Here is a 19,736-nt window from a genome sequence, read left to right as displayed (position 1 = left end):
AAAAAGCCGGGCATTGCCCGGCTTTTTCTTTTCCGGACTCCGGCGCGCCTCACTCGAGCTGCGACTTGGCGAACTCCGCGTCCAGCTTTTCCATCGCGTCCCGGGGTTTGAGCTTGCCGGCCTTCTCGAAGGCCGACGCGGCCGCGTCCTCCTTCTTCTCCCCATGCAGCAGCAGGAGCAGGTTGCCGTGCTCGATGTGGGCGATCGGCGAGTCGGGGGTCAGCTTCAGGGCCGTGGCCAGGTGCTTTTCGGCCTCGGAGGCTTTCGCGCCGTAGGTCATGCCGCCGACCAGGGCGCCGATCTTGCCGATGATCTCGGCGTGGTAGAGGCCCAGCGCGGTATGCGCCTCGGCGTGTTTGGGCGATCGCTCCAGCGTCGCTTCCAGCGCCTTGCGCACCTTGCCCGCTAGGCCCATCTTCAGCGCCTTGGCGATGCTGATGCCCTGGCTGTAGCGCCCCATGCCAAAGGCGAAGCGATAGTGGCTGTTGGCCTCGTCGGGCAGGGCGGCGATGGCGGCTTCGGCGAGTTTGCCGACCTGTTCGTAGCGCTTGAGCTGTTCGGCCTCGTCGTCCACCAGGTAGGTGGCGTGGATGCCGAGAGCCTTGCAGGCCACGGAGGCGCCGACCGGCCCCAGGGCCTCGCCGGCCTGATAGGCCTGCTGGAAATCGCCGCGATGGAAGGCGCGCCAGGCGTCCTGCAGGGCTTCGGCCAGGCCGGCCGCGTCCAGCCCCCTGGGGGCAGCCTTGCCGGCGGCCTTGATCAGGGCCGCGGCGCGCTTGTCGTCGGGGAAGGGTTCGGTGTCGCCGGCGTGCAGGGCCGGCCAGGCCTTCTTGAGCTTGTCGCCGGCGTAATCGAAGGCCTTGGCATCGTGGGGAAACTTGGCCCAGCTGGAATTCTTGGCGGCCATCGCAGCGCTCCTGGAAAGGACGGCCAGAATGTCCCGGCGACACGCGCGCCGCAAGCCTCGGACTTAGTGTGAATGCTCAAGGTGCCGCGCACAGACTCGCTGGCGAGACCGGCCAACCTGGCCACCCGTCACGAGGCTTGCCATGACCCGTACCCGCACCACCCGTCGCAGCGTCCGCAAGACCAAGACCGAACTCACCCCGCGTGCCGTGCTGCTGGCCGGCATCGGCGCCGCTTCGCTCTGCCGCAAGCAGGCCCTGAAGTCCGTCGATGGCCTGGCCTCCGGCGCCGATACGCTGCGCAGCCGCGCCCAGACCGCGGCCCGCGACGCCGGCAGCACCGTCGCCAAGCTCCGCAAGCAGGCCAAGGCCCGCCTGGCCCCGGTGCAGAAGCAGGCGGCCCAGTTCGCCCAGCTCGCCCAGGCCGAGTTCGAGGCGCGCTTCGCGCCGGTGCTGGTCAAGCTCGGCGCCAAGGCCCCGGCGAAAAAGCGCCCGGCCCGCACCGCCAAGCGCGTCGCCCGCCCGGCCGCCAAGCGCAGCCGCAAGCGCGCCTGATCACGATCTCTCTTCCCGTCAGTGGGATTTCAACGCCCCGGCAGCCCCGGGGCGTTTTTTTGTCCGCGTCCGGTCAGGGGGCGTGCCGGCGCTGCGCGGCGTCGAAGGCGGCCAGCTGCTCCGGCGTGGCGTCGGTCTGGTGCAGGCGCTTCCATTGCTCGAAGGGCATGCCGTAGACGATTTCCCGGGCCTGGTCCTTGCCCACCGGCGTGCCGGCGGCCTCGGCGGCCTCCTGGTACCAGTTCGAGAGGCAGTTGCGGCAGAAGCCGGCGAGGATCATCAGGTCGATGTTCTGCACGTCGCTGCGCTGCTGCAGGTGCTGGACCAGGCGGCGGAAAGCGGCGGCTTCGAGGGCAGTGTGATCGGTCATGTGGCGGGGCGGGGAAGGCTTCGGGGATAATCGCGGTTCGCGACCGGCGCATTGTGCGCCAATCCGCCCCCCGCAGCCCGGAGCCCCATGAGCGCCCGCATCCTCGACGGCAAAGGCATCGCCGAAGCCCTGCTCGACGACCTCGCCAAGCGCGTGCAGGCGCGCCTGGCCGCCGGCAAACCGGCCCCCGGGCTGGCCGTGGTGCTGGTCGGCCAGGACCCCGCGTCCACCGTCTACGTGCGCAACAAGCGCCGGGCCGCGAAGAAGGTGGGCATCCGCGCCATCGACTACGACCTGCCGGCCGATACCAGCGACGACGAACTGGCCGCCCTCATCGACCGCCTGAATGCCGACCCGGCCATCCACGGCATCCTGGTGCAGCTGCCGCTGCCCGGGAACCGCGACGCCAACTGGCTGATCCACCGCATCGACCCGCGCAAGGACGTCGACGGCTTCCATCCCGAAAACGTCGGCCACCTGGCCCTGCGCCAGTTCGGCCTGCGGCCCTGCACGCCCCGCGGCGTCACCACGCTGCTGGCCTACACCGACCGCCCCGTACGCGGCGCCAGCGCGACCGTGGTCGGCGTCAGCAACCACGTCGGCCGGCCGATGGTGCTGGAGCTGCTGATCGCGGGCTGCACCACCACCTGCTGCCACAAGTTCACCCCGCGCGAGGTGCTCGAGCGCCACGTGCGCGAGGCCGACATCCTGGTCGTGGCCGTGGGCCGGCCGGGCCTGGTGCCGGGCGAGTGGGTCAAGCCCGGCGCGGTGGTGATCGACGTGGGCATCAACCGCCTGGACGACGGCCGCCTGGTCGGCGACGTCGGCTTCGAGGCTGCGGCGGAGCGCGCGTCCTGGATCACGCCGGTGCCCGGCGGCGTCGGCCCGATGACCGTGGCCACGCTGATGCAGAACACCCTGGAAGCCGCCGACGCCTTCGACACACTCCAGGCGTCACACTGAAACGCGACACTGGAGACTGACGCCATGCCGATGCTCCGACGCCCGATGTCCCGATTCGCCGCCGCGACCCTGCTGGCCCTGGGCCTGACGGGCTGCGCCTCCGTGGTCAGCAGTGCCGGTGACCGCCTGGCTTCGCAGCTGGGCAGTGCCGTACTCAACAGCGACGACCCGGCCACCGTGCGCGACGGCCTGCCGGCCTACCTGCTGCTGATCGACGGCCTGGTCGCCGACGACGGCCAGGGCGACAGGGGCAAGGCCTCGCTGCTGTTCGCCGCCGCCGAACTCAACGGCGCCTATGCCGGCAACTTCACCGGCAGCGACCGCGACCGCGCGCGCCGCCTGGCCGCCAAGGCCCTGGCCTACGCCAAGCGCGGCACCTGCGCCCAGGATGCGGCGCTGTGCCGCGCCCTGGACCAGGACATCGGCGGTTTCGAAGCGGCCGTCGCGGCCGCCCCCGCCAAGGACGTCGCCGGCCTTTACGCGCTGGCCGCCGCCTGGGCCGGCTTCCTGCAGGCCAACAGCGAGGACTGGGGCGCGATCGCCGACCTGCCCAAGGTCGAGGCCCTGCTGGTGCGCGTGACCGCCATCGATCCGGGCCATGCCCGCGGCATGGCCCGCGTGTACCTGGGCGTGCTCAATTCGCTGCGCCCCGAAGCGATCGGCGGCAAGCCCGAACTCGGGCGCCGGCACTTCGAAGCGGCGATCGCCCAGAGCGGCGGCCGCAACCTCTACGCCAAGACCCTGCTCGCCGAGTATTACGCGCGCCTGGTGTTCGACCAGGAACTGCACGACCGCCTGCTGGTCGAAGTGCTGGCCGCCGACCCGCGCGAACCCGGTTTTACGTTGATGAACGTGCTGGCCCAGGAGCGCGCGAAAGCGCTGGTGGAATCCGGCAAGGACTATTTCTGAGGCTGCTCCCGTGAAGGAACACGCGATGAACCGCTGGCTTTCGATGCTGCTGCTCTGCCTTGCGCTGGCCACGCCGGCCGCCGCGCAGACCCTGAAGATCGCCACCCTGGCGCCGGACGGTTCGGCCTGGATGCGCGAACTGCGCGCCGCTTCCGCCGAAGTGAAACAGGGCACCGCCGGCCGGGTCGACGTGAAGTTCTATCCCGGCGGCGTGATGGGCAACGACGCCGTCGTGCTGCGCAAGATGCGCCTGGGCCAGCTGCAGGGCGGCGTGCTGACGGCGAGCGAGCTGTCCCTGGTCTATCCGGACGCGCCGGTCTACAGCCTGCCGTTCCTGTTCGAGGACTGGGCGCAGGTCGACCAGGTGCGGCGCGAGGTGGATCCGCTGCTGGCCAAGGGCTTCGAAGAGCGCGGCCTGCGCATGCTGGGCGTGTCCGGCGTCGGTTTTGCCTACCTGATGGGCAACAAACCGCTGCGCAGCCAGGCCGACATGACCGGCATCAAGCTCTGGGTGCCGCAGAACGACACCATCGCCATCCGCACCTTCAAACTCGGCGGCGTCAGCCCGATCCCGCTGCCGCTGGGCGACGTGTTCACCAGCCTGCAGACCGGCATGGTCGACACCGTCGCCAACACGCCCAGCGGCGCGATCGCGCTGCAGTGGCACGGCAAGCTCAAGGCCATGGTCGACCTGCCCCTGACCTTCGTGGTCGGGTACCTGGTGGTGGACGACAAGGCCTGGAAGCGGCTGTCGCCGGCCGACCAGGCCGTCCTGGCCAAGGCCTTCGCCGACGCCGCCCGGCGCATGGATGCCAACGTCCGCCGCGACGACGTAGCAGCGCTGGCGGCGATGAAGAAGCAGGGCCTGGTGGTCACCACGCTCGACGCCGCCGAAGCCGCCCGCTGGCGCGCGCTGGGCACCCAGGTCACCGCGCAGCTCGAGGCCGAGAAGGCGATCTCGCCCGGCATGCTCGCGGCGGTGCGCCAGGCATTGGCGAACGGCAAGACGCCCTGATGCTCGAACGCTGGCTGCAGCGGCTGCACCGCGCCGAGGACGCGCTGCTGGCGGGCCTGCTGGTCGCGCTGCTGCTGCTGGCGGTGGCCCAGATCCTGCTGCGCCTGCTGTTCGACGGCGGCCTGGACTGGGCCGAACCGGTGAGCCGCACCGGGGTGCTGTGGCTGGCCATGCTCGGCGCGCTGGGCGCCACCCGCAGCCACAAGCACATCGCCATCGACGCGCTGCCGCGGCTGCTGCGCGGGGGCGCGCGACGCGCGGCCTGGTCGGTATCGCAGCTGGCGGCCGCGGGAATCTGTGGGGCGATGGCCTGGTTCGGGGCCGGCATGATCGCGCTTGAACGCGAGGCGCCGGTGCCCTTCGTCGCCGGCGTGCCCAGCTGGGTGCCGATGCTGGTGATCCCGGTGGGCTTCGGACTGATGGCCCTGCGTTTCGTGCTGGCCAGTCTGGTAGCCCCGCCCGCCGATGCCGAGACAGGCGAGGGCATGGCATGAGCCTGACGCTGGGCCTGCTGGCGGTGCTGGCGCTGGCGGCGCTGGGCATGCCGCTGTTCGCGGTGATCCTGGCCGTGGCCCTGCTGGGCTTCCAGCTCGCGGGTTACGACCTGATCGCGGTCGCGGTCGAGTTCTATCGCCTGGCCGATCTGCCGGGACTGATCGCCATTCCGTTCTTCACCCTGGCCGGCTACCTGCTCGGCGAGAGCGGTGCGCCGCGGCGGCTGGTGCGGCTGTCGAACGCGCTGCTGGGGTGGCTGCCCGGCGGCCTGGCGATCGTCGCGCTGGTCGCCTGCGCCTTCTTCACCGCCTTCACCGGCGCGTCGGGCATGACCATCGTGGCGATCGGCGCGCTGCTGTACCCGGCGCTGCGCGAGGCGGGTTACCCGCGCAGCTACAGCCTGGGCCTGGTCACGTCCTCGGGCAGCCTGGGCCTGCTGTTCGCGCCGTCGCTGCCGCTGATCCTTTACGGCTTCGTCGCCGGCCAGCTCGGCACCGACCCGGCGGTGACGATGGAGGCGCTGTTCCTGGCCGGCATCCTGCCGGGCCTGATGATGGTGGGTCTGCTGTCCGTGCATGCCGTGTGGGTCGGGCGGGGCCTGCCGCGGCCGCAGACCCGCCCCGACCTGCGCGAGGTCGGCGCGGCCCTGCGCGAGGCGGGTTGGGAGCTTCCGCTGCCGGTCTTCGTGCTGGGCGGAATCTATTCCGGCCTGTTCACGGCCGGCGAATCGGCAGCTATCACAGCACTTTATGTTCTTGTCGTAAGTGTATTGATTAAAAAAGAAATAAAGTGGTCTAAGCTGCCTGCGGTGATCGCTGAATCGGGCCGCATGGTGGGCGCGGTGCTGGTCATCCTGGGCGCCGCGACAGCGATGTCGAACTGGCTGGTGGACCAGGAGGTGCCCAACCGCCTGTTCGAATACACCCGCGAACACGTGCATTCGGCCTGGGCTTTCCTGCTGATGCTCAACGCGCTGCTGCTGTTTGCCGGCATGCTGATGGACATCTTCTCGGCGATCGTCATCCTGACGCCGCTGCTGCTGCCGGTGGCCGTGGGCTACGGCATCCATCCGGTGCATTTCGGCATCGTGATGCTGGCCAACCTGCAGATCGGTTACTTCACGCCGCCGGTGGGCATGGACCTGTTCATCGCCGCCTACCGGTTCAAGACCGGCATCCTGACCCTGGCCAAGGCCTGCATCCCGTTCTTCCTGCTGGTCGGGCTGGCGGTGGCGATCATCACCTGGTGGCCCGGGCTGTCCCTGGCCCTGCTGTAGCCGGCCCGGCCGCCACAGCGTTGCGTCCGCGGCGACATCGGCCCCCCTTAGACGGCTATAATGTCGCGCTTCCTACACCCGGAGCCGCTCCATGCTGCGTATCCAGGCCGAAGCGCTGACGTTCGACGACGTCTCCCTCGTTCCCGCCCACTCCATCGTCCTGCCCAAGGACGTCAGCCTGAGCACCCAGCTCACGCGCGGCATCACGCTGAACCTTCCGATCGTGTCCGCCGCCATGGACACCGTCACCGAAGCGCGCCTGGCCATCGCCATGGCCCAGCTCGGCGGCATCGGCATCCTGCACAAGAACATGTCGGTGGCACAGCAGGCCGCGCACGTGGCGCAGGTGAAGAACTTCGAGGCCGGCGTCATCCGCGAGCCCTTCACGGTCAGCCCCGACACCACCATCGGCGAGGTGATCAAGCTCACCCGCGCCCGCAACATCTCCGGCGTGCCGGTGGTGGACGGTGGCCAGCTCGTCGGCCTGGTGACCAGCCGCGACATGCGCTTCGAGAAGAAGCTCGACGACCCGGTCCGCAACATCATGACCCGCAAGGACAAGCTGGTCACCGTGCGCGAAGGCGCCAGCGACGACGAAGTGCTGCAGCTGATGCACAAGCACCGCATCGAGAAGGTGCTGGTCGTGGACGACGGCTTCGCGCTCCGCGGCCTGATCACCGTCAAGGACATCCAGAAGGCGCGCGACAACCCCAACGCCGCCAAGGACGCCGACGAGCAGCTGCTGGTCGGCGCCGCGGTCGGCGTCGGCGGCGACACCGAGGCGCGCATCGCGGCCCTGGCCGCGGCCGGCGTGGACGTGGTGGTGGTGGACACCGCCCACGGCCACAGCCAGGGCGTGATCGACCGCGTCGCCTGGGTGAAGAAGCACTTCCCGAACCTGCAGGTGATCGGCGGCAACATCGTCACCGGCGAAGCCGCCCTGGCCCTGATGGACGCGGGCGCGGACGCGGTGAAGGTCGGCGTCGGCCCCGGTTCGATCTGCACCACCCGCATCGTTGCCGGCGTCGGCGTGCCGCAGATCACCGCGGTGGGCATGGTGGCCGAGGCGCTGAAGGGCCGCATCCCGCTGATCGCCGACGGCGGCATCCGCTACTCGGGCGACATCGCCAAGGCGCTGGTCGCCGGCGCCAGCACGATCATGATCGGCGGCCTGTTCGCCGGCACCGAAGAGGCCCCGGGCGAGGTCGAACTGTTCCAGGGCCGCAGCTACAAGAGCTACCGCGGCATGGGCTCGCTGGGCGCGATGGAGCAGGGCAGCAAGGACCGCTATTTCCAGGACGCCTCGGATGCCGACAAGCTGGTGCCGGAAGGCATCGAGGGCCGCGTGCCGTACCGCGGCCTGCTGCGCAACATCGTGCACCAGCTGGCCGGCGGCGTGCGCGCCTCCATGGGTTACGTCGGCTGCTCGACCATCGAGGAGATGCGGACGCGGCCCAAGTTCGTGCGCGTCACCAATGCCGGCACCCGCGAGGCGCATGTGCACGACGTGCAGATCACGAAAGAGCCGCCGAACTATCGGGCAGGCTGAAGCAAACCGAGGGAGGCCACGCGCCTCCCTCTTCACATGGCGAACCGGAACACCATGACCGACATCCACAGCGACAAGATCCTGATCCTCGACTTCGGCGCGCAGTACACGCAGCTGATCGCCCGCCGCATCCGCGAGTTCGGCGTCTACTGCGAGATCTGGGCCTGGGACCACGACCCGGCGGAAATCGCCGCGTATGGCGCCAAGGGCATCATCCTGTCGGGTGGGCCGGAGTCGACCACCGAAGCCGGTTCGCCGCGGGCGCCGCAGCAGGTGTTCGACGCCGGCGTGCCGATCCTGGGCATCTGCTACGGCATGCAGACGATGGCGATGCAGCTTGGCGGCAATGTCGAGGGCGGCCACCACCGCGAGTTCGGCTACGCCGAGGTGGAAGTCACGGCCGAATGCGCCCTGCTCGATGGCCTCAAGGACCACGCCGGCAGCCCGCCGCGCCTGGACGTGTGGATGAGCCACGGCGACCGCGTCACCGACATCCCGGAAGGCTTCGACATCGTCGCCCGCACCGAGTCGGTCGACATCATCGCCATGGCCGACGAGCGCCGGCGCTGGTACGGCGTGCAGTTCCACCCCGAAGTGACCCACACCACCTCGGGCGAGCAGATGCTGCGCCGCTTCGCGGTGGACATCTGCGGCTGCAGCACGCTGTGGACCGCGGCCAACATCATCGACGACCAGATCGCCCGCGTGCGCGCCCAGGTCGGCGAGGACGAGGTGCTGCTGGGCCTGTCGGGCGGCGTGGATTCCTCGGTGGTCGCGGCCCTGCTGCACAAGGCCATCGGCGAGCGCCTGACCTGCGTGTTCGTCGACACCGGCCTGCTGCGCTGGCAGGAAGGCGACCAGGTGATGGCGATGTTCGCGGAGCACATGGGCGTCAAGGTCATCCGCGTGAACGCCGCCGACCGCTATTTCGCCGCGCTCGAGGGCGTGGCCGACCCCGAGGCCAAGCGCAAGATCATCGGCCGCCTGTTCGTCGAGATCTTCGAGGAGGAGTCGGCCAAGCTGCGCAACGTGAAGTGGCTGGCGCAGGGCACGATCTACCCCGACGTGATCGAGTCGGCCGGCAGCAAGACCGGCAAGGCCCACGTCATCAAGAGCCACCACAACGTCGGCGGCCTGCCCGAGCACATGAAGCTGGGCCTGGTGGAGCCGCTGCGCGAGCTGTTCAAGGACGAAGTCCGCCGCATCGGCGTCGAGCTCGGCCTGCCGCACGGCATGGTCTACCGGCATCCCTTCCCGGGCCCGGGCCTGGGCGTGCGCATCCTGGGCGAGGTCAGGCGCGAGTACGCCGAGCTGCTGGCCAGGGCCGACGCCATCTTCATCGACGAACTGCGCAAGAGCGGCTGGTACGACAAGACCTCGCAGGCGTTCGCGGTGTTCCTGCCGGTGAAGTCGGTGGGCGTGGTCGGTGATGCCCGCGCCTACGAGTGGGTGATCGCCCTGCGTGCGGTCGAGACCGTCGACTTCATGACGGCGCACTGGGCGCACCTGCCCTATGACCTTCTCGACGACTGTTCCCGCCGAATTATCAATGAGTTGCGCGGCGTTTCTCGCGTGGTTTATGACATCAGCGGCAAGCCGCCCGCGACCATCGAGTGGGAGTGAGGGGCGGCATGTCGGACCTGTTCGGCCAGACGCCTGACGAGGGCCCGGCGACAGACCGGCTGTTCCTGGCGGTGCTGCCCGACGAGGCGACCGCCCGGGAGATGGAGGCGCTCGCGCACGACCTGCAGCGACGCCATGGACTCAATGGCCGGCCGCAAACGTGGGACCGCCTGCACATCACGCTGCACCACCTGGGCGATTTCCGGACCATTCCACAGAACGTCGTCGACGCCGCGAGCCGTGCCGTGTCGTCGCTGGTCGCGACGCCGACGTTCGACGTCACGCTCGACCGGGTCCTGAGTTTCCGCGGTGGTGAGCACAAGCCACTGGTGCTGGTCGGAGAAGGCAAGGGAACGGCCCCGATCGAAGCCTTCCAGCGGCAGCTCCAGAGGGCGCTGGTGCGCTATTCCATCAAGCCGGACCCGCGCTTCAAGCCCCATGTGACGCTGCTGCGGGACCGAAAGAGCATCGCCGGTGAAGCCGTAGCGCCATTCCGATGGACGGTAGGCGAGGTCGTGCTGGTACACAGCCTGCTTGGCCATACGCGCCACACCCCCTTGGCACGCTGGTCCCTGGGCGTCTCCGTCGGGCCTCCGGAAGCCGCCGATCCCGCCGAGTTCACCGATACCGATGGCCGTTGGATGCAGCGCGCGCTTGCGCTGGCCGCACAGGCCGGAGAGGAACTGGACGAGGTGCCCGTTGGCGCCGTGGTCGTTGGTCCGGATGGCGCCTTGCTGGCGGAAACCAGCAATCTGGCAGGCGACCGCCACGATCCTAGCGCCCACGCCGAACTGCTGGCCGTCGCTGCGGCCGGCAAGGCACTGGGAAACAAGCGCCTGACCGGATGCACGATGTACGTCAGCCTGGAGCCATGCCCCATGTGCGCTTCGGCGCTGGTCCACGCACGCGTGTCCAGGCTGGTGTTCGCTGCGGCCTCGCCGAAGACCGGCGCCGCCGGGAGCCTGTTCGGCGTGCTGGGCGACTACGGTGGCGCCGATCTGGCCGACGACCATCGCCACAACCACCGCGTCGTCGTGAAGGGCGGCCTGATGGCCGACGAGGCCGGCCGGCTGCTCAGCGACTGGTTCCGCCGCAAGCGCGACGCAGCCCGCTGATCAGCGCCGGCGGCGCGCCAGCTCCTGGTCCAGCTCGCGGTCGAAGCTGCGCACCGACAGGCTGACCTCGCGGCCCAGGTACAGGCTGGCGCCCAGCAGGCCCAGCACGCCGACCACGGCCAGGCCGGTCGGCAGGTAGGGCAGGCGGAAGCCGGCCAGGGCATCCACCGCCAGCGCCAGACTGGTGCCGACGAAGGCCGCCAGGCCCAGGTAGAGCATCAGGCAGGCGCGCAGCACCAGATGGGCGCGGCGGCGGTGGCTGACGATCTGCGCCTCGATCTCGGCGCGGCTCTCGGCGTCGCCGGTCTCGAGCTGGTTGATGATGGCCCGAAGCCGGTCCACGACCCGCGCCAGCCGCGCATTGGCCGACACCAGCAGGGAGCCGGTGGCCGCCATCAGCAGGGCGGGGGCCAGCATCGAGGTGAGGATGCGGTAGTGGTCCAGGGCTTCCTGCGGGTTCACGGCGGGCCTCGGCGGGGGCGACGCTGAAGTATGATGCGGCCATCCCCACCGCCGCCAGCCGCGCATGCCCGCCAACGAGCAGAACCTGATCTGGATCGACCTGGAGATGACCGGCCTGGATCCGGACACCGACTCGGTGCTGGAGATCGCGACCCTGGTCACCGACAGCCAGCTCAATGTGCTGGCCGAGGGCCCCGAACTCGCCATCCACCATCCCGTCGAGCGCCTGCATGCGATGGACGAATGGAACCGCGGCACCCACAGCCGCTCCGGCCTGTGGCAGCGCGTGCTCGACAGCCAGGTGAGCATGGCCCAGGCCGAGGCGCTGACCGTGGAGTTCCTCAGCCACTGGGTGCCGGCCGGCAAGTCGCCGATCTGCGGCAATTCGATCTGCCAGGACCGGCGTTTCCTGGTGCGGCACATGCCGCGGCTGGAGCGCTATTTCCACTACCGCAACCTCGACGTCTCCACGCTCAAGGAACTGGCCCGGCGCTGGTCGCCGTCCGTGCTCGAGGGCGTGGCCAAGGTGGGTGCACACACCGCGTTGTCGGACATCCGCGAGTCGGTCAAGGAGCTGGCGCACTATCGCCAGCACATGGGAAAACTGGGCGGCCTCTGAGCCCCAACGAGTCCTCGGCATGAATCTGACGCTCCGCCTGATCCTCGCCCTCGTGACGCTGGCGGCCGCGCTGCCCATGCCTGCGGCGGCGCTGGAGGAAAAGTCGCTGGCCACCTATTCGCGCGAGGTCTGGACCACGCGCGACGGCCTGCCGCACAACCAGGTCAACGGCATCGCCCAGACGCCCGAAGGCTACCTCTGGTTCGCGACCTGGGAAGGCGTGGTGCGCTACAACGGCCAGGAGTTCCGCAGCTTCGGCCGGCAGAACGTGCCGCAGATCCGCGACAACGGCATCCGCTCGGTGCGCGTGGGCCACAGCGGCGCGCTGGTGGTGGCGACGTCGCGCGGCGGCGTCAGTGTGCTGCGCGGCGAGGAATGGACCACTTACGGCATCGCCGAGGGCCTGGGCCAGGACGAACTGGCCGCGGCGCTCGAAGACCACGCCGGCCGGCTCTGGGTGGCCACCGAAAGCCGCGGCGTGACACGCCTGGACAACGGCCAGGCGACCCATTTCCGCACCGAACAGGGCCTGCCCTCCGACGACACCTTCGCGCTGCTGGAAGACGGCGCGGGCGCCGTATGGGTCGCGACCGGCGACGGCGTGGCGCGCATCGAGGGCGACCGCGTGCAGGCGTTCTCGGTGGACGCCGGCCTGCCCACCGGCTCGGCCTTCAGCCTGGCCCTGGCTGATGACGGCGACCTCTACGTCGGCACCGAGAAGGGCGTCTACGTCGGCAAGAGTGGGCGCTTCAACCTGGTGACGCCGGACTTCCCGGCCGAGGCCATCCCCAGCCTGCAGATCGACGCCCAGGGCAGCCTGTGGATCGGCACCGTCAACCGCGGCCTGCTGCGCCTGGGCGAACGCGGCCTGGAGTCCTTCGACGCCGCCGCCGGCCTGCCCAACAACCGCGTGGCCTCGCTCTTCGCCGACCGCGAGGGCAGCGTCTGGGTCGGCACCAATGCCGGCCTGCTGCGCTTCGCCGACACGCCCTTCATCACGCTCGACAGCCACCACGGCCTGTCCGACGACTATGTGCGGGCCCTGCTGCAGGGCAAGGACGGCAGCATCTGGATCGGCACCAGCCGCGGCCTGGACCGCTGGCAGGACGAAAAGGTCGAGCAGACCGAAGCCCTGTCCGGAGACGCCATCCTCAGCCTGGCCGAAGACGGCGACAGCGTCTGGGTCGGCACCTATTCCACCGGCCTGGCGCGCTGGCAGGGCGGGGCGGTGCGCGAACGCCTGAACAGCGAGAGTGGGCTGCCCTCGAACCAGGTGCGGGCCGTGGTTGCCGGCCGCGACGGCACGCTGTGGGTAGGCACCTCGCGCGGCTTGATGCGGCGCAAGGACGGCCAGACCGACGTGCTGCGCGAGGAACACGGCCTGCCACGCAATTTCATCCTGAGCCTGTTCGAGACCCGGCGCGGCGACCTCTGGGTCGGCACCACCAATGGCGCCGCCCGCATCACCAACGGCAAGGCCACGCCCTACGACCTGAGCGCGCTCGAACAGGCGCAGGACGTCTTCGGCATGCACGAGGACGAGGACGGCACCGTCTGGTTCGCCACCGACCGCGGCGTGGTGCGCCTGCGCGGCGAGGAGCTGCGCATCGTCGGTTCGGTGCACGGCCTGCCGGTGGACACCATCTTCCAGGTCGTGGTCGACAGCTACGGCAACTTCTGGCTCAGCTCCAACGCCGGCGTGGTCTACGTGCGCCGCGACGAGATGGAGGCCGTGGCCGACGGCCGCCAGCCGCGCCTGGACTACCAGCAGTTCGCCGAACCCGACGGCATGGGCAGCGCCCAGTGCAACGGCGGCGCCGGTCCCGCCGCGCTGCGCGCTGCGGACGGCAGCATCTGGGTCGCCACCGCCAAGGGCGTGTCCGTGGTCCAGCCCGACCAGCTGCCGCGTTACCAGCTGGCGCCGCCACCGGTGGTGATCGAAGGCCTGCGCGTGGACGACCGCAACGCCAGCGCCAACGGCAACCTGGTGCTGCCGCCGGGCACGCGCAAGCTCGAGCTCGACTACGTCAGCCTGAGCTACCGCACGCCCGAGCAGATCCGCTACCGCTACCGCCTCGAAGGTTTCGACAACGGCTGGGTCGAGCGCAACCAGCGCCGCAACGCCCAGTACACGAACCTCCCGCCGGGCCGCTATCGCTTCCAGGTCAGCGCCGCCCAGCGCGGCAGCGGCTGGAGCCCGGAAACTGCTTCGGTCAACTTCGAGATCCAGCCGCGCCTGTACCAGCGCGCCTGGTTCCTGCCGGTGGCCGGCGCGACGCTGGCATTGTTCCTGTACGGCCTGTACCGGGCCCGGGTCAGCCAGCTCAAATCGCGCGAAGCCCAGCTCAGCCGCGTGGTGGAGGACCGTACGCGGGCGCTGAGCGAGAAGAACACCGAGCTCGAACAGAAGAACGAGACCATCCGCAAACAGAGCGAGATCTTCGAACAGCTCTCGCGCACCGACGCGCTGACCGGCCTGCCGAACCGCCGCAGCATGGACGAGACCCTGGCGGCCGCCTACCAGGACGCCGTGCTCAACGACCAGGCGCTGTGCTTCGGCCTACTCGACATCGACCACTTCAAGCGCATCAACGACGGCTTCTCGCACGACGTCGGCGACGAGGCGCTGCGCCGGGTCGCCAAGGTCATGCAGGCCGAGATGGGCCGCGAGAACGTCGGCCGCTGGCGCGGCGACGAGCGCGTGGCGCGCTGGGGCGGCGAGGAGTTCGCGCTGCTGTTCCCGTTGGCCGGCATGGCCGAGGCGATGGCGCAGGCCGAACGCCTGCGCAAGGCGATCGAGGCGATCGACTGCAGCGACTTCGCGCCGGGCCTCAACATCACCGCCAGCATCGGCCTGGCCGAACGCACCGGCCTGTCGCACCACGAGCGGCTGGTGTCTCGCGCCGACCAGCGCCTGTACGAAGCCAAGAACAACGGACGAAATCGAGTCTCCGGCTAACAGAAGATAAGGATGGATCCTTTGATGAAGGACGATCTTGTCAAGCTCTTAAACAGCCGTCAGGCAGGTCCGTTTCTATTCGTTGGATCTGGCTTTTCGAGGCGTTATGTTGAGCTCGAGGACTGGCATGGCCTCCTTTCACGATTCTGCGTTGGCGGAAAACCATTCGAGTACTACTTGGCTGCTGCAGATGGGAGTTTTCCTGTAGCGGCCGGCCTCCTTGCAAAAGATTTCAACGAGCATTGGTGGTCAAGCCCTGACTACAAAGATTCGGTGGAAAAAGAAAAAGCGCGAATCAAGGACAGCACTTCAGCGTTGCGAATAGAAATTTCGCGCTACCTCTTAACCTTGGATCAAGCGAAAGCAAAGAAGTCGAAGTATTACCAAGAATTTGAGATGCTCGCTGGTCTAAATGTTGATGGAGTCATTACGACCAACTGGGATCAGTTACTGGAGCAGATATTTACCGGTTACAAGGTATTTATTGGTCAGAAGGAACTTCTGTTCTCAAATCCTCAACAAATTGGCGAGATCTACAAGATCCATGGCTGCTCAACCAGACCATCGTCCTTGGTTCTGACCGCAGATGACTATCGGGAATTTAATGATAGGAACGCCTACCTCGCCGCAAAGCTGATTACGATATTTGTCGAGCACCCGATAATTTTTATCGGATACTCCCTGGCAGATGAAAACATCGCATCTTTGCTTCGAGCAATCGCGCTATGCATTGGGCGAGAACAAGTTGAACAACTTCGACGAAACCTGATATTCGTCCAACGCCCGCGGGCAGACGCCCCTGAGGGAGTGTCCGACACATACTTGACGATCGACGGAGTTCAGATTCCGCTGGTACTGGTGAGTACTGACGATTTGCGCCCACTTTTTGAGGCGCTCAGTGAAGTTAAGAGAAAGATTCCAGCTCGTGTCCTTCGGTACTGCAAAGAGCAGCTTTACGCCCTCGTCGCATCTTCTGAGCCTGAAAGCAAGCTTTGCGTCGTCGACTACGATGAAATCGACAACCATGAGGATGTTGAATTTTTAGTTGGAGTAGGCGTCGCCAATCAAACAAACCATAAGTCTGGACCGGATGATCACCACGACGGGGTCGGTGACGTCGGCTATGCAGCAATTGAAGCGAACGACCTCTTCCGCGACGTCCTGCACGAAGAAGGGAACTTTAGGCCAGACCAGATTCTTAAGCACGTCATCAAGCGAGCTGGAAAGAACAGCCGAAATATCCCCGTCTTCAAGTACCTTCATGAGGCTGGCATACGTAATGAAGAAGACTACAAGAAGTCCGGGCTAGACCTAGGGAAATGGGTTAGTCGTGACTACAGGGACTTTCGCGTCAAGGCATACCAGCAGGTTTTCTTCAAGCACAGACATCTGTCTATGAAGGATCTCCTTCAAGTCGCCACAGTTGAGAATGCCTCGGGATTCATCCCGTGCATGACAAAAGAGAAAGTTGATCTTGAGCTTCTTCGAGGGTTTCTCAAGGATAACGAGGAGAAGCTGTACTCCAAAGGCCCGTACGCGAGCAATTTCAGGAAGCTCGCGACGCTCTATGACAAATTGAAGTGGGGCTGGTAAAGATCGAGAAAACCGCGCGGCTGATCAGCCCCGGTCGGGATCCTCGACCGCGGCGGTGAGCTGGGCCAGCGGCCGGCCCTCGGCGTCGTGGTGGTACACGTGCAGGCTGCGCTGCGGGTAGGGAATGGAGACGCCGGCACGGGCGAATTCCCGGGTGACCGCTTCGGTCAGCTCGCTGCGGACCGCCGCGTAGTCCGGGGTGTCCACCCAGGCCCGCAGCACCAGGTCCACGCTGCTTTCGCCAAGGTTGTTCACCAGCACGTCGGCGGCCGGCTCGCGCAGCACCTTCGGATTCGCCTCGGCGAGCCCCAGCAGCACGCGGCGGGCGGTGGCCAGGTCGTCGTCGTAGCCGATGCCGACCGGCAGGTCGATGCGGCGCTGGGGGCGCGCGGTGTAGTTGACGATCGGTGCGGCGGTGATCTGGCTGTTGGGCAGGATCACGTCGTGGTTCTGGTAGGTGCGCAGCACGGTCTGGAAGATCCGCACCTGCTCGACCACGCCTTCCTGGCCCGCCAGCACCACGGCGTCGCCGGCGCGGAACGGGCGCAGCACGATCAGCATCACGCCGGACGCGATATTGGACAGCGAATCCTTCAGCGCCAGGCCGATGGCCAGGCCGGCGGCACCCAGCACCGCCAGCAGCGAGGTGGTCGGCACGCCGAGCGCGTCGAGCGCCGCGACGAACACCACGATCAGGCCGATCGCGTAGGCCAGGTTGCGCAGGAAGTCGCGCAGGATCTGCTCGACGCCGAAGCGGCCCATCACCCGGTCCAGGCCGCGCGACAGCTTGCGCGCCAGCCACATGCCCAGCCCGGCGATCAGCAGGGCCAGGCCGATGCGCAGCAGCCAGTCCGAGGCCATGGCCTGCGACAGCAGGCCCGTGGCGGTGGCGCCGAATTCGTCCGCCGCCGCCGGCCGCATCACGGCGCCTTGAGCTTGGCCAGGCGCAGCCAGGTGTCGACGACGGTGTCGGGGTTGAGCGACACCGACTCGATGCCCTGCTGGAACAGCCACTCGGCCAGGTCCGGGTGGTCGGACGGGCCCTGGCCGCAGATGCCGACGTACTTGCCGGCCTTCTTCGCGGCCGTGATCGCCATCGACAGCATCTTCTTGACCGCCGGGTTCCGCTCGTCGAACAGGTGGGCGACGATGCCGCTGTCGCGATCCAGGCCCAGGGTGAGCTGGGTGAGGTCGTTGGAGCCGATCGAGAAGCCGTCGAAGATCTGCAGGAACTCGTCGGCCAGCAGCGCGTTCGACGGCAGCTCGCACATCATGATGACCTTCAGGCCGTTGACGCCGCGCACCAGGCCGTTGGCCTCGAGCGTGTTGATGACCGCCTGGCCTTCCTCGAGCGTGCGCACGAACGGGATCATGATCCAGCAGTTGGTCAGGCCCATCTCGTCGCGGACCTTGCGCACCGCGCGGCATTCCAGCGCGAAGCAGTCCTTGAACTCCGGGTGCACGTAGCGCGAGGCGCCGCGGAACCCGATCATCGGGTTCTCCTCGTGCGGCTCGTACTCCTTGCCGCCGACCAGGTTGGCGTATTCGTTGGACTTGAAGTCCGACAGGCGCACGATGACCGGGTGCGGCGCGAAGGCCGCGGTCAGCGTGGCGATGCCCTCCGCCAGGCGCTCGACGTAGAAGCTCACCGGGTCGGAGTAGCCGGCGGTGATCTGGTCGATCTGCTTCTTCAGCTCCGGCGACTGCTTCTCGTACTCGAGCAGGGCGCGCGGGTGCACGCCGATCTGGCGGGCGATGATGAACTCCAGGCGCGCCAGGCCGATGCCCTGGTGCGGCAGCTGCGCGAAGTCGAACGCACGCTCCGGGTTGCCCACGTTCATCATGATCTTGAGCGGGGCAGGGGGCATGTTGCCCAGGTCGGTGGTGGTGACCTCGAAGCCGAGCTGGCCTTCGTAGATGTAGCCGGTGTCGCCCTCGGCGCAGCTCACCGTCACCGGCGTGCCGTCCTTGATCACCTGCATCGCGTCGCCGGTGCCGACCACGGCCGGCACGCCCAGCTCGCGGGCGATGATGGCCGCATGGCAGGTGCGGCCGCCGCGGTTGGTGACGATGGCCGCGGCGCGTTTCATGATCGGCTCCCAGTCGGGGTCGGTCATGTCGGCCACCAGCACGTCGCCGGCCTGGAACTTGCTCATCTCGGCCAGGTTGCGCACCACGCGGGCGACGCCGCTGCCGATCTTCTGGCCGATGGCGCGGCCTTCCGACAGCACCGGGCCGCGGGCGGTAAGGTTGTAGCGCTCGATCTGGGTGGTGCGGGCGCGCGACTTCACGGTTTCCGGGCGCGCCTGCACGATGTAGAGCTTGCCGGTGTTGCCGTCCTTGGCCCACTCGATGTCCATCGGTCGGCCGTAGTGTTTTTCGATCGTCAGCGCCTGGCGCGACAGCTCCTCGACGTCGGCGTCGGTGACAGAGAATCGGTTGCGCAGCGCGGCCGGCGTGTCCTCGATCTTCACGCGCTCGCCGGGCGTGGCCGAATAGACCATGCGGATCAGCTTCGAGCCGATGGTCCGGCGCAGGATCGCGGGCTTGCCCTGCTGCAGCGTCGGCTTGTAGACGTAGAACTCGTCCGGGTTCACCGCGCCCTGGACCACCATCTCGCCCAGGCCGTAGCTCGAGGTCACAAACACCACGTCGCGGAAACCGGACTCGGTGTCGAGCGTGAACAGCACGCCCGAGGCGCCGATGTCCGAGCGCACCATCAGCTGCACGCCGGCCGACAGGAACACGTCCTCGTGCTTGAATCCATGGTGCACGCGGTAGGCAATGGCGCGGTCGTTGTAGAGGCTGGCAAAGACCTCCTTCACCTTGCGCACCACGTCGTCCTCGCCGGTGACGTTGAGGAAGGTCTCCTGCTGGCCGGCGAAGCTGGCGTCCGGAAGGTCCTCGGCGGTCGCGGAGGAACGCACGGCCACCGCGATGTCCTGGGCGCCGGCCTCGCTGCACATGCGGCGGTAGCCGTCGCGGATGGCCTGGTCCAGATCCGGCTGCAGCGGCGCCTCGATCACCCAGCCGCGGATCTCGCCACCGGCCTTGACCAGCGCGTCCACATCCTCGACGTCGAGGCCGGCCAGGCGGTCGAAGATGCGCTGGCTGAGGTTGTTGTGCGCGATGAAGCGACGGAAGGCATCCGCCGTGGTCGCGAAGCCGCCGGGCACCGAGACGCCGAGCTGGGCCAGGTTGCCGATCATTTCACCCAGCGAGGAGTTCTTGCCGCCGACCTGGGCCAGGTCGGAAAGTCGCAGTTCATGCAGCCAGAGGACATCGGCGTTCAAGGCAGGCTCCGTTACGCTCGGGGGAGGGGCGCGGC

The 19,736-nt window shown here is 67.9% G+C and carries 17 protein-coding genes and 1 pseudogene; 13 read left to right on the top strand and 5 right to left on the bottom strand.

The annotated features are described in order from the left end of the window. Nucleotides 1-49: 49 nt before the first annotated feature. Complete coding sequence (locus E1B00_RS02610) at nt 50-907, bottom strand: tetratricopeptide repeat protein (protein WP_139445321.1); 858 nt, start codon at nt 905-907, stop codon at nt 50-52. A 142-nt stretch (nt 908-1,049) separates the two neighbouring features. Here E1B00_RS02610 and E1B00_RS02605 point away from each other — a divergent pair, with 142 nt between their 5' ends. Beyond that, the gene (locus tag E1B00_RS02605; protein ID WP_139445319.1) at nt 1,050-1,460 is read left to right on the top strand and encodes a hypothetical protein; all 411 of its coding nucleotides are present in this window, start codon (nt 1,050-1,052) and stop codon (nt 1,458-1,460) included. 73 nt (nt 1,461-1,533) lie between these two features. Here E1B00_RS02605 and E1B00_RS02600 read toward each other — a convergent pair whose 3' ends face one another. Beyond that, entirely contained in the window at nt 1,534-1,830 is a 297-nt protein-coding gene (locus E1B00_RS02600) for a DUF1244 domain-containing protein (RefSeq protein WP_139445316.1), read from the bottom strand. Nucleotides 1,831-1,917: 87 nt separating this feature from the next. Between E1B00_RS02600 and folD the strand changes: the two genes are divergently transcribed. The 9 genes and pseudogenes from folD to tadA all read left to right on the top strand — a co-directional run bounded on the left by folD (nt 1,918) and on the right by tadA (nt 10,775). After that, nucleotides 1,918-2,793, top strand: coding sequence for a bifunctional methylenetetrahydrofolate dehydrogenase/methenyltetrahydrofolate cyclohydrolase FolD (folD, locus tag E1B00_RS02595; protein WP_139445313.1), 876 nt, complete (start codon nt 1,918-1,920; stop codon nt 2,791-2,793). 24 nt (nt 2,794-2,817) lie between these two features. Beyond that, nucleotides 2,818-3,702: a TRAP transporter TatT component family protein gene (locus E1B00_RS02590; RefSeq protein ID WP_246048452.1), complete on the top strand. Its 885-nt coding sequence runs from the start codon at nt 2,818-2,820 to the stop codon at nt 3,700-3,702. A gap of 25 nt (nt 3,703-3,727) precedes the next feature. Beyond that, on the top strand, nt 3,728-4,717 hold the full coding sequence (gene dctP, locus E1B00_RS02585; RefSeq protein WP_139445311.1) for a TRAP transporter substrate-binding protein DctP: 990 nt from the start codon (nt 3,728-3,730) through the stop codon (nt 4,715-4,717). After that, nucleotides 4,717-5,211: a TRAP transporter small permease gene (locus E1B00_RS02580; protein WP_139445309.1), complete on the top strand. Its 495-nt coding sequence runs from the start codon at nt 4,717-4,719 to the stop codon at nt 5,209-5,211. Before dctP ends, E1B00_RS02580 begins: the two co-directional genes overlap by 1 nt. After that, complete coding sequence (locus tag E1B00_RS02575) at nt 5,208-6,488, top strand: TRAP transporter large permease (RefSeq protein ID WP_139445307.1); 1,281 nt, start codon at nt 5,208-5,210, stop codon at nt 6,486-6,488. Before E1B00_RS02580 ends, E1B00_RS02575 begins: the two co-directional genes overlap by 4 nt. A gap of 91 nt (nt 6,489-6,579) precedes the next feature. Further along, nucleotides 6,580-8,037: an IMP dehydrogenase gene (gene guaB, locus E1B00_RS02570; protein ID WP_139445305.1), complete on the top strand. Its 1,458-nt coding sequence runs from the start codon at nt 6,580-6,582 to the stop codon at nt 8,035-8,037. A 54-nt stretch (nt 8,038-8,091) separates the two neighbouring features. After that, on the top strand, nt 8,092-9,660 hold the full coding sequence (guaA, locus tag E1B00_RS02565; protein ID WP_139445303.1) for a glutamine-hydrolyzing GMP synthase: 1,569 nt from the start codon (nt 8,092-8,094) through the stop codon (nt 9,658-9,660). 8 nt (nt 9,661-9,668) lie between these two features. Beyond that, nucleotides 9,669-10,178, top strand: a pseudogene (locus tag E1B00_RS15740) (2'-5' RNA ligase family protein); the annotation flags it as partial. A gap of 54 nt (nt 10,179-10,232) precedes the next feature. Then, entirely contained in the window at nt 10,233-10,775 is a 543-nt protein-coding gene (gene tadA, locus E1B00_RS15735) for a tRNA adenosine(34) deaminase TadA (RefSeq protein WP_425456466.1), read from the top strand. On the opposite strand, the gene E1B00_RS02555 is transcribed toward tadA, so the two are convergent. After that, nucleotides 10,776-11,237 carry a DUF2721 domain-containing protein gene (locus E1B00_RS02555; RefSeq protein WP_176693095.1) on the bottom strand — a complete coding sequence of 154 codons (462 nt, stop codon included), beginning with the start codon at nt 11,235-11,237 and terminating at the stop codon, nt 10,776-10,778. A 64-nt stretch (nt 11,238-11,301) separates the two neighbouring features. Between E1B00_RS02555 and orn the strand changes: the two genes are divergently transcribed. From orn to E1B00_RS02540, 3 genes are read left to right on the top strand one after another with little or no spacing between them, the layout of a single operon-like run. Beyond that, a complete protein-coding gene (gene orn, locus E1B00_RS02550) occupies nt 11,302-11,856 on the top strand; it encodes an oligoribonuclease (RefSeq protein ID WP_139445297.1) in 555 nt (184 codons plus the stop codon). 19 nt (nt 11,857-11,875) lie between these two features. Next, the gene (locus E1B00_RS02545; RefSeq protein WP_139445295.1) at nt 11,876-14,815 is read left to right on the top strand and encodes a ligand-binding sensor domain-containing diguanylate cyclase; all 2,940 of its coding nucleotides are present in this window, start codon (nt 11,876-11,878) and stop codon (nt 14,813-14,815) included. A gap of 24 nt (nt 14,816-14,839) precedes the next feature. Next, entirely contained in the window at nt 14,840-16,408 is a 1,569-nt protein-coding gene (locus E1B00_RS02540; protein WP_220396224.1) for an SIR2 family protein, read from the top strand. Nucleotides 16,409-16,432: 24 nt separating this feature from the next. On the opposite strand, the gene E1B00_RS02535 is transcribed toward E1B00_RS02540, so the two are convergent. Both E1B00_RS02535 and ppsA read right to left on the bottom strand, forming a co-directional pair. Continuing rightward, nucleotides 16,433-17,329, bottom strand: a complete 897-nt coding sequence (locus E1B00_RS02535; protein ID WP_139445292.1) for a mechanosensitive ion channel family protein — start codon at nt 17,327-17,329, stop codon at nt 16,433-16,435. Next, nucleotides 17,329-19,701, bottom strand: coding sequence for a phosphoenolpyruvate synthase (gene ppsA / locus E1B00_RS02530; RefSeq protein ID WP_139445290.1), 2,373 nt, complete (start codon nt 19,699-19,701; stop codon nt 17,329-17,331). The genes E1B00_RS02535 and ppsA overlap by 1 nt, the downstream gene beginning before the upstream one ends. Nucleotides 19,702-19,736: the final 35 nt, after the last annotated feature.

Source organism: Arenimonas terrae, assembly GCF_006265115.1.
Lineage (GTDB): Bacteria > Pseudomonadota > Gammaproteobacteria > Xanthomonadales > Xanthomonadaceae > Arenimonas > Arenimonas terrae.
This window is presented reverse-complemented; position numbering and strand designations above follow the sequence as displayed.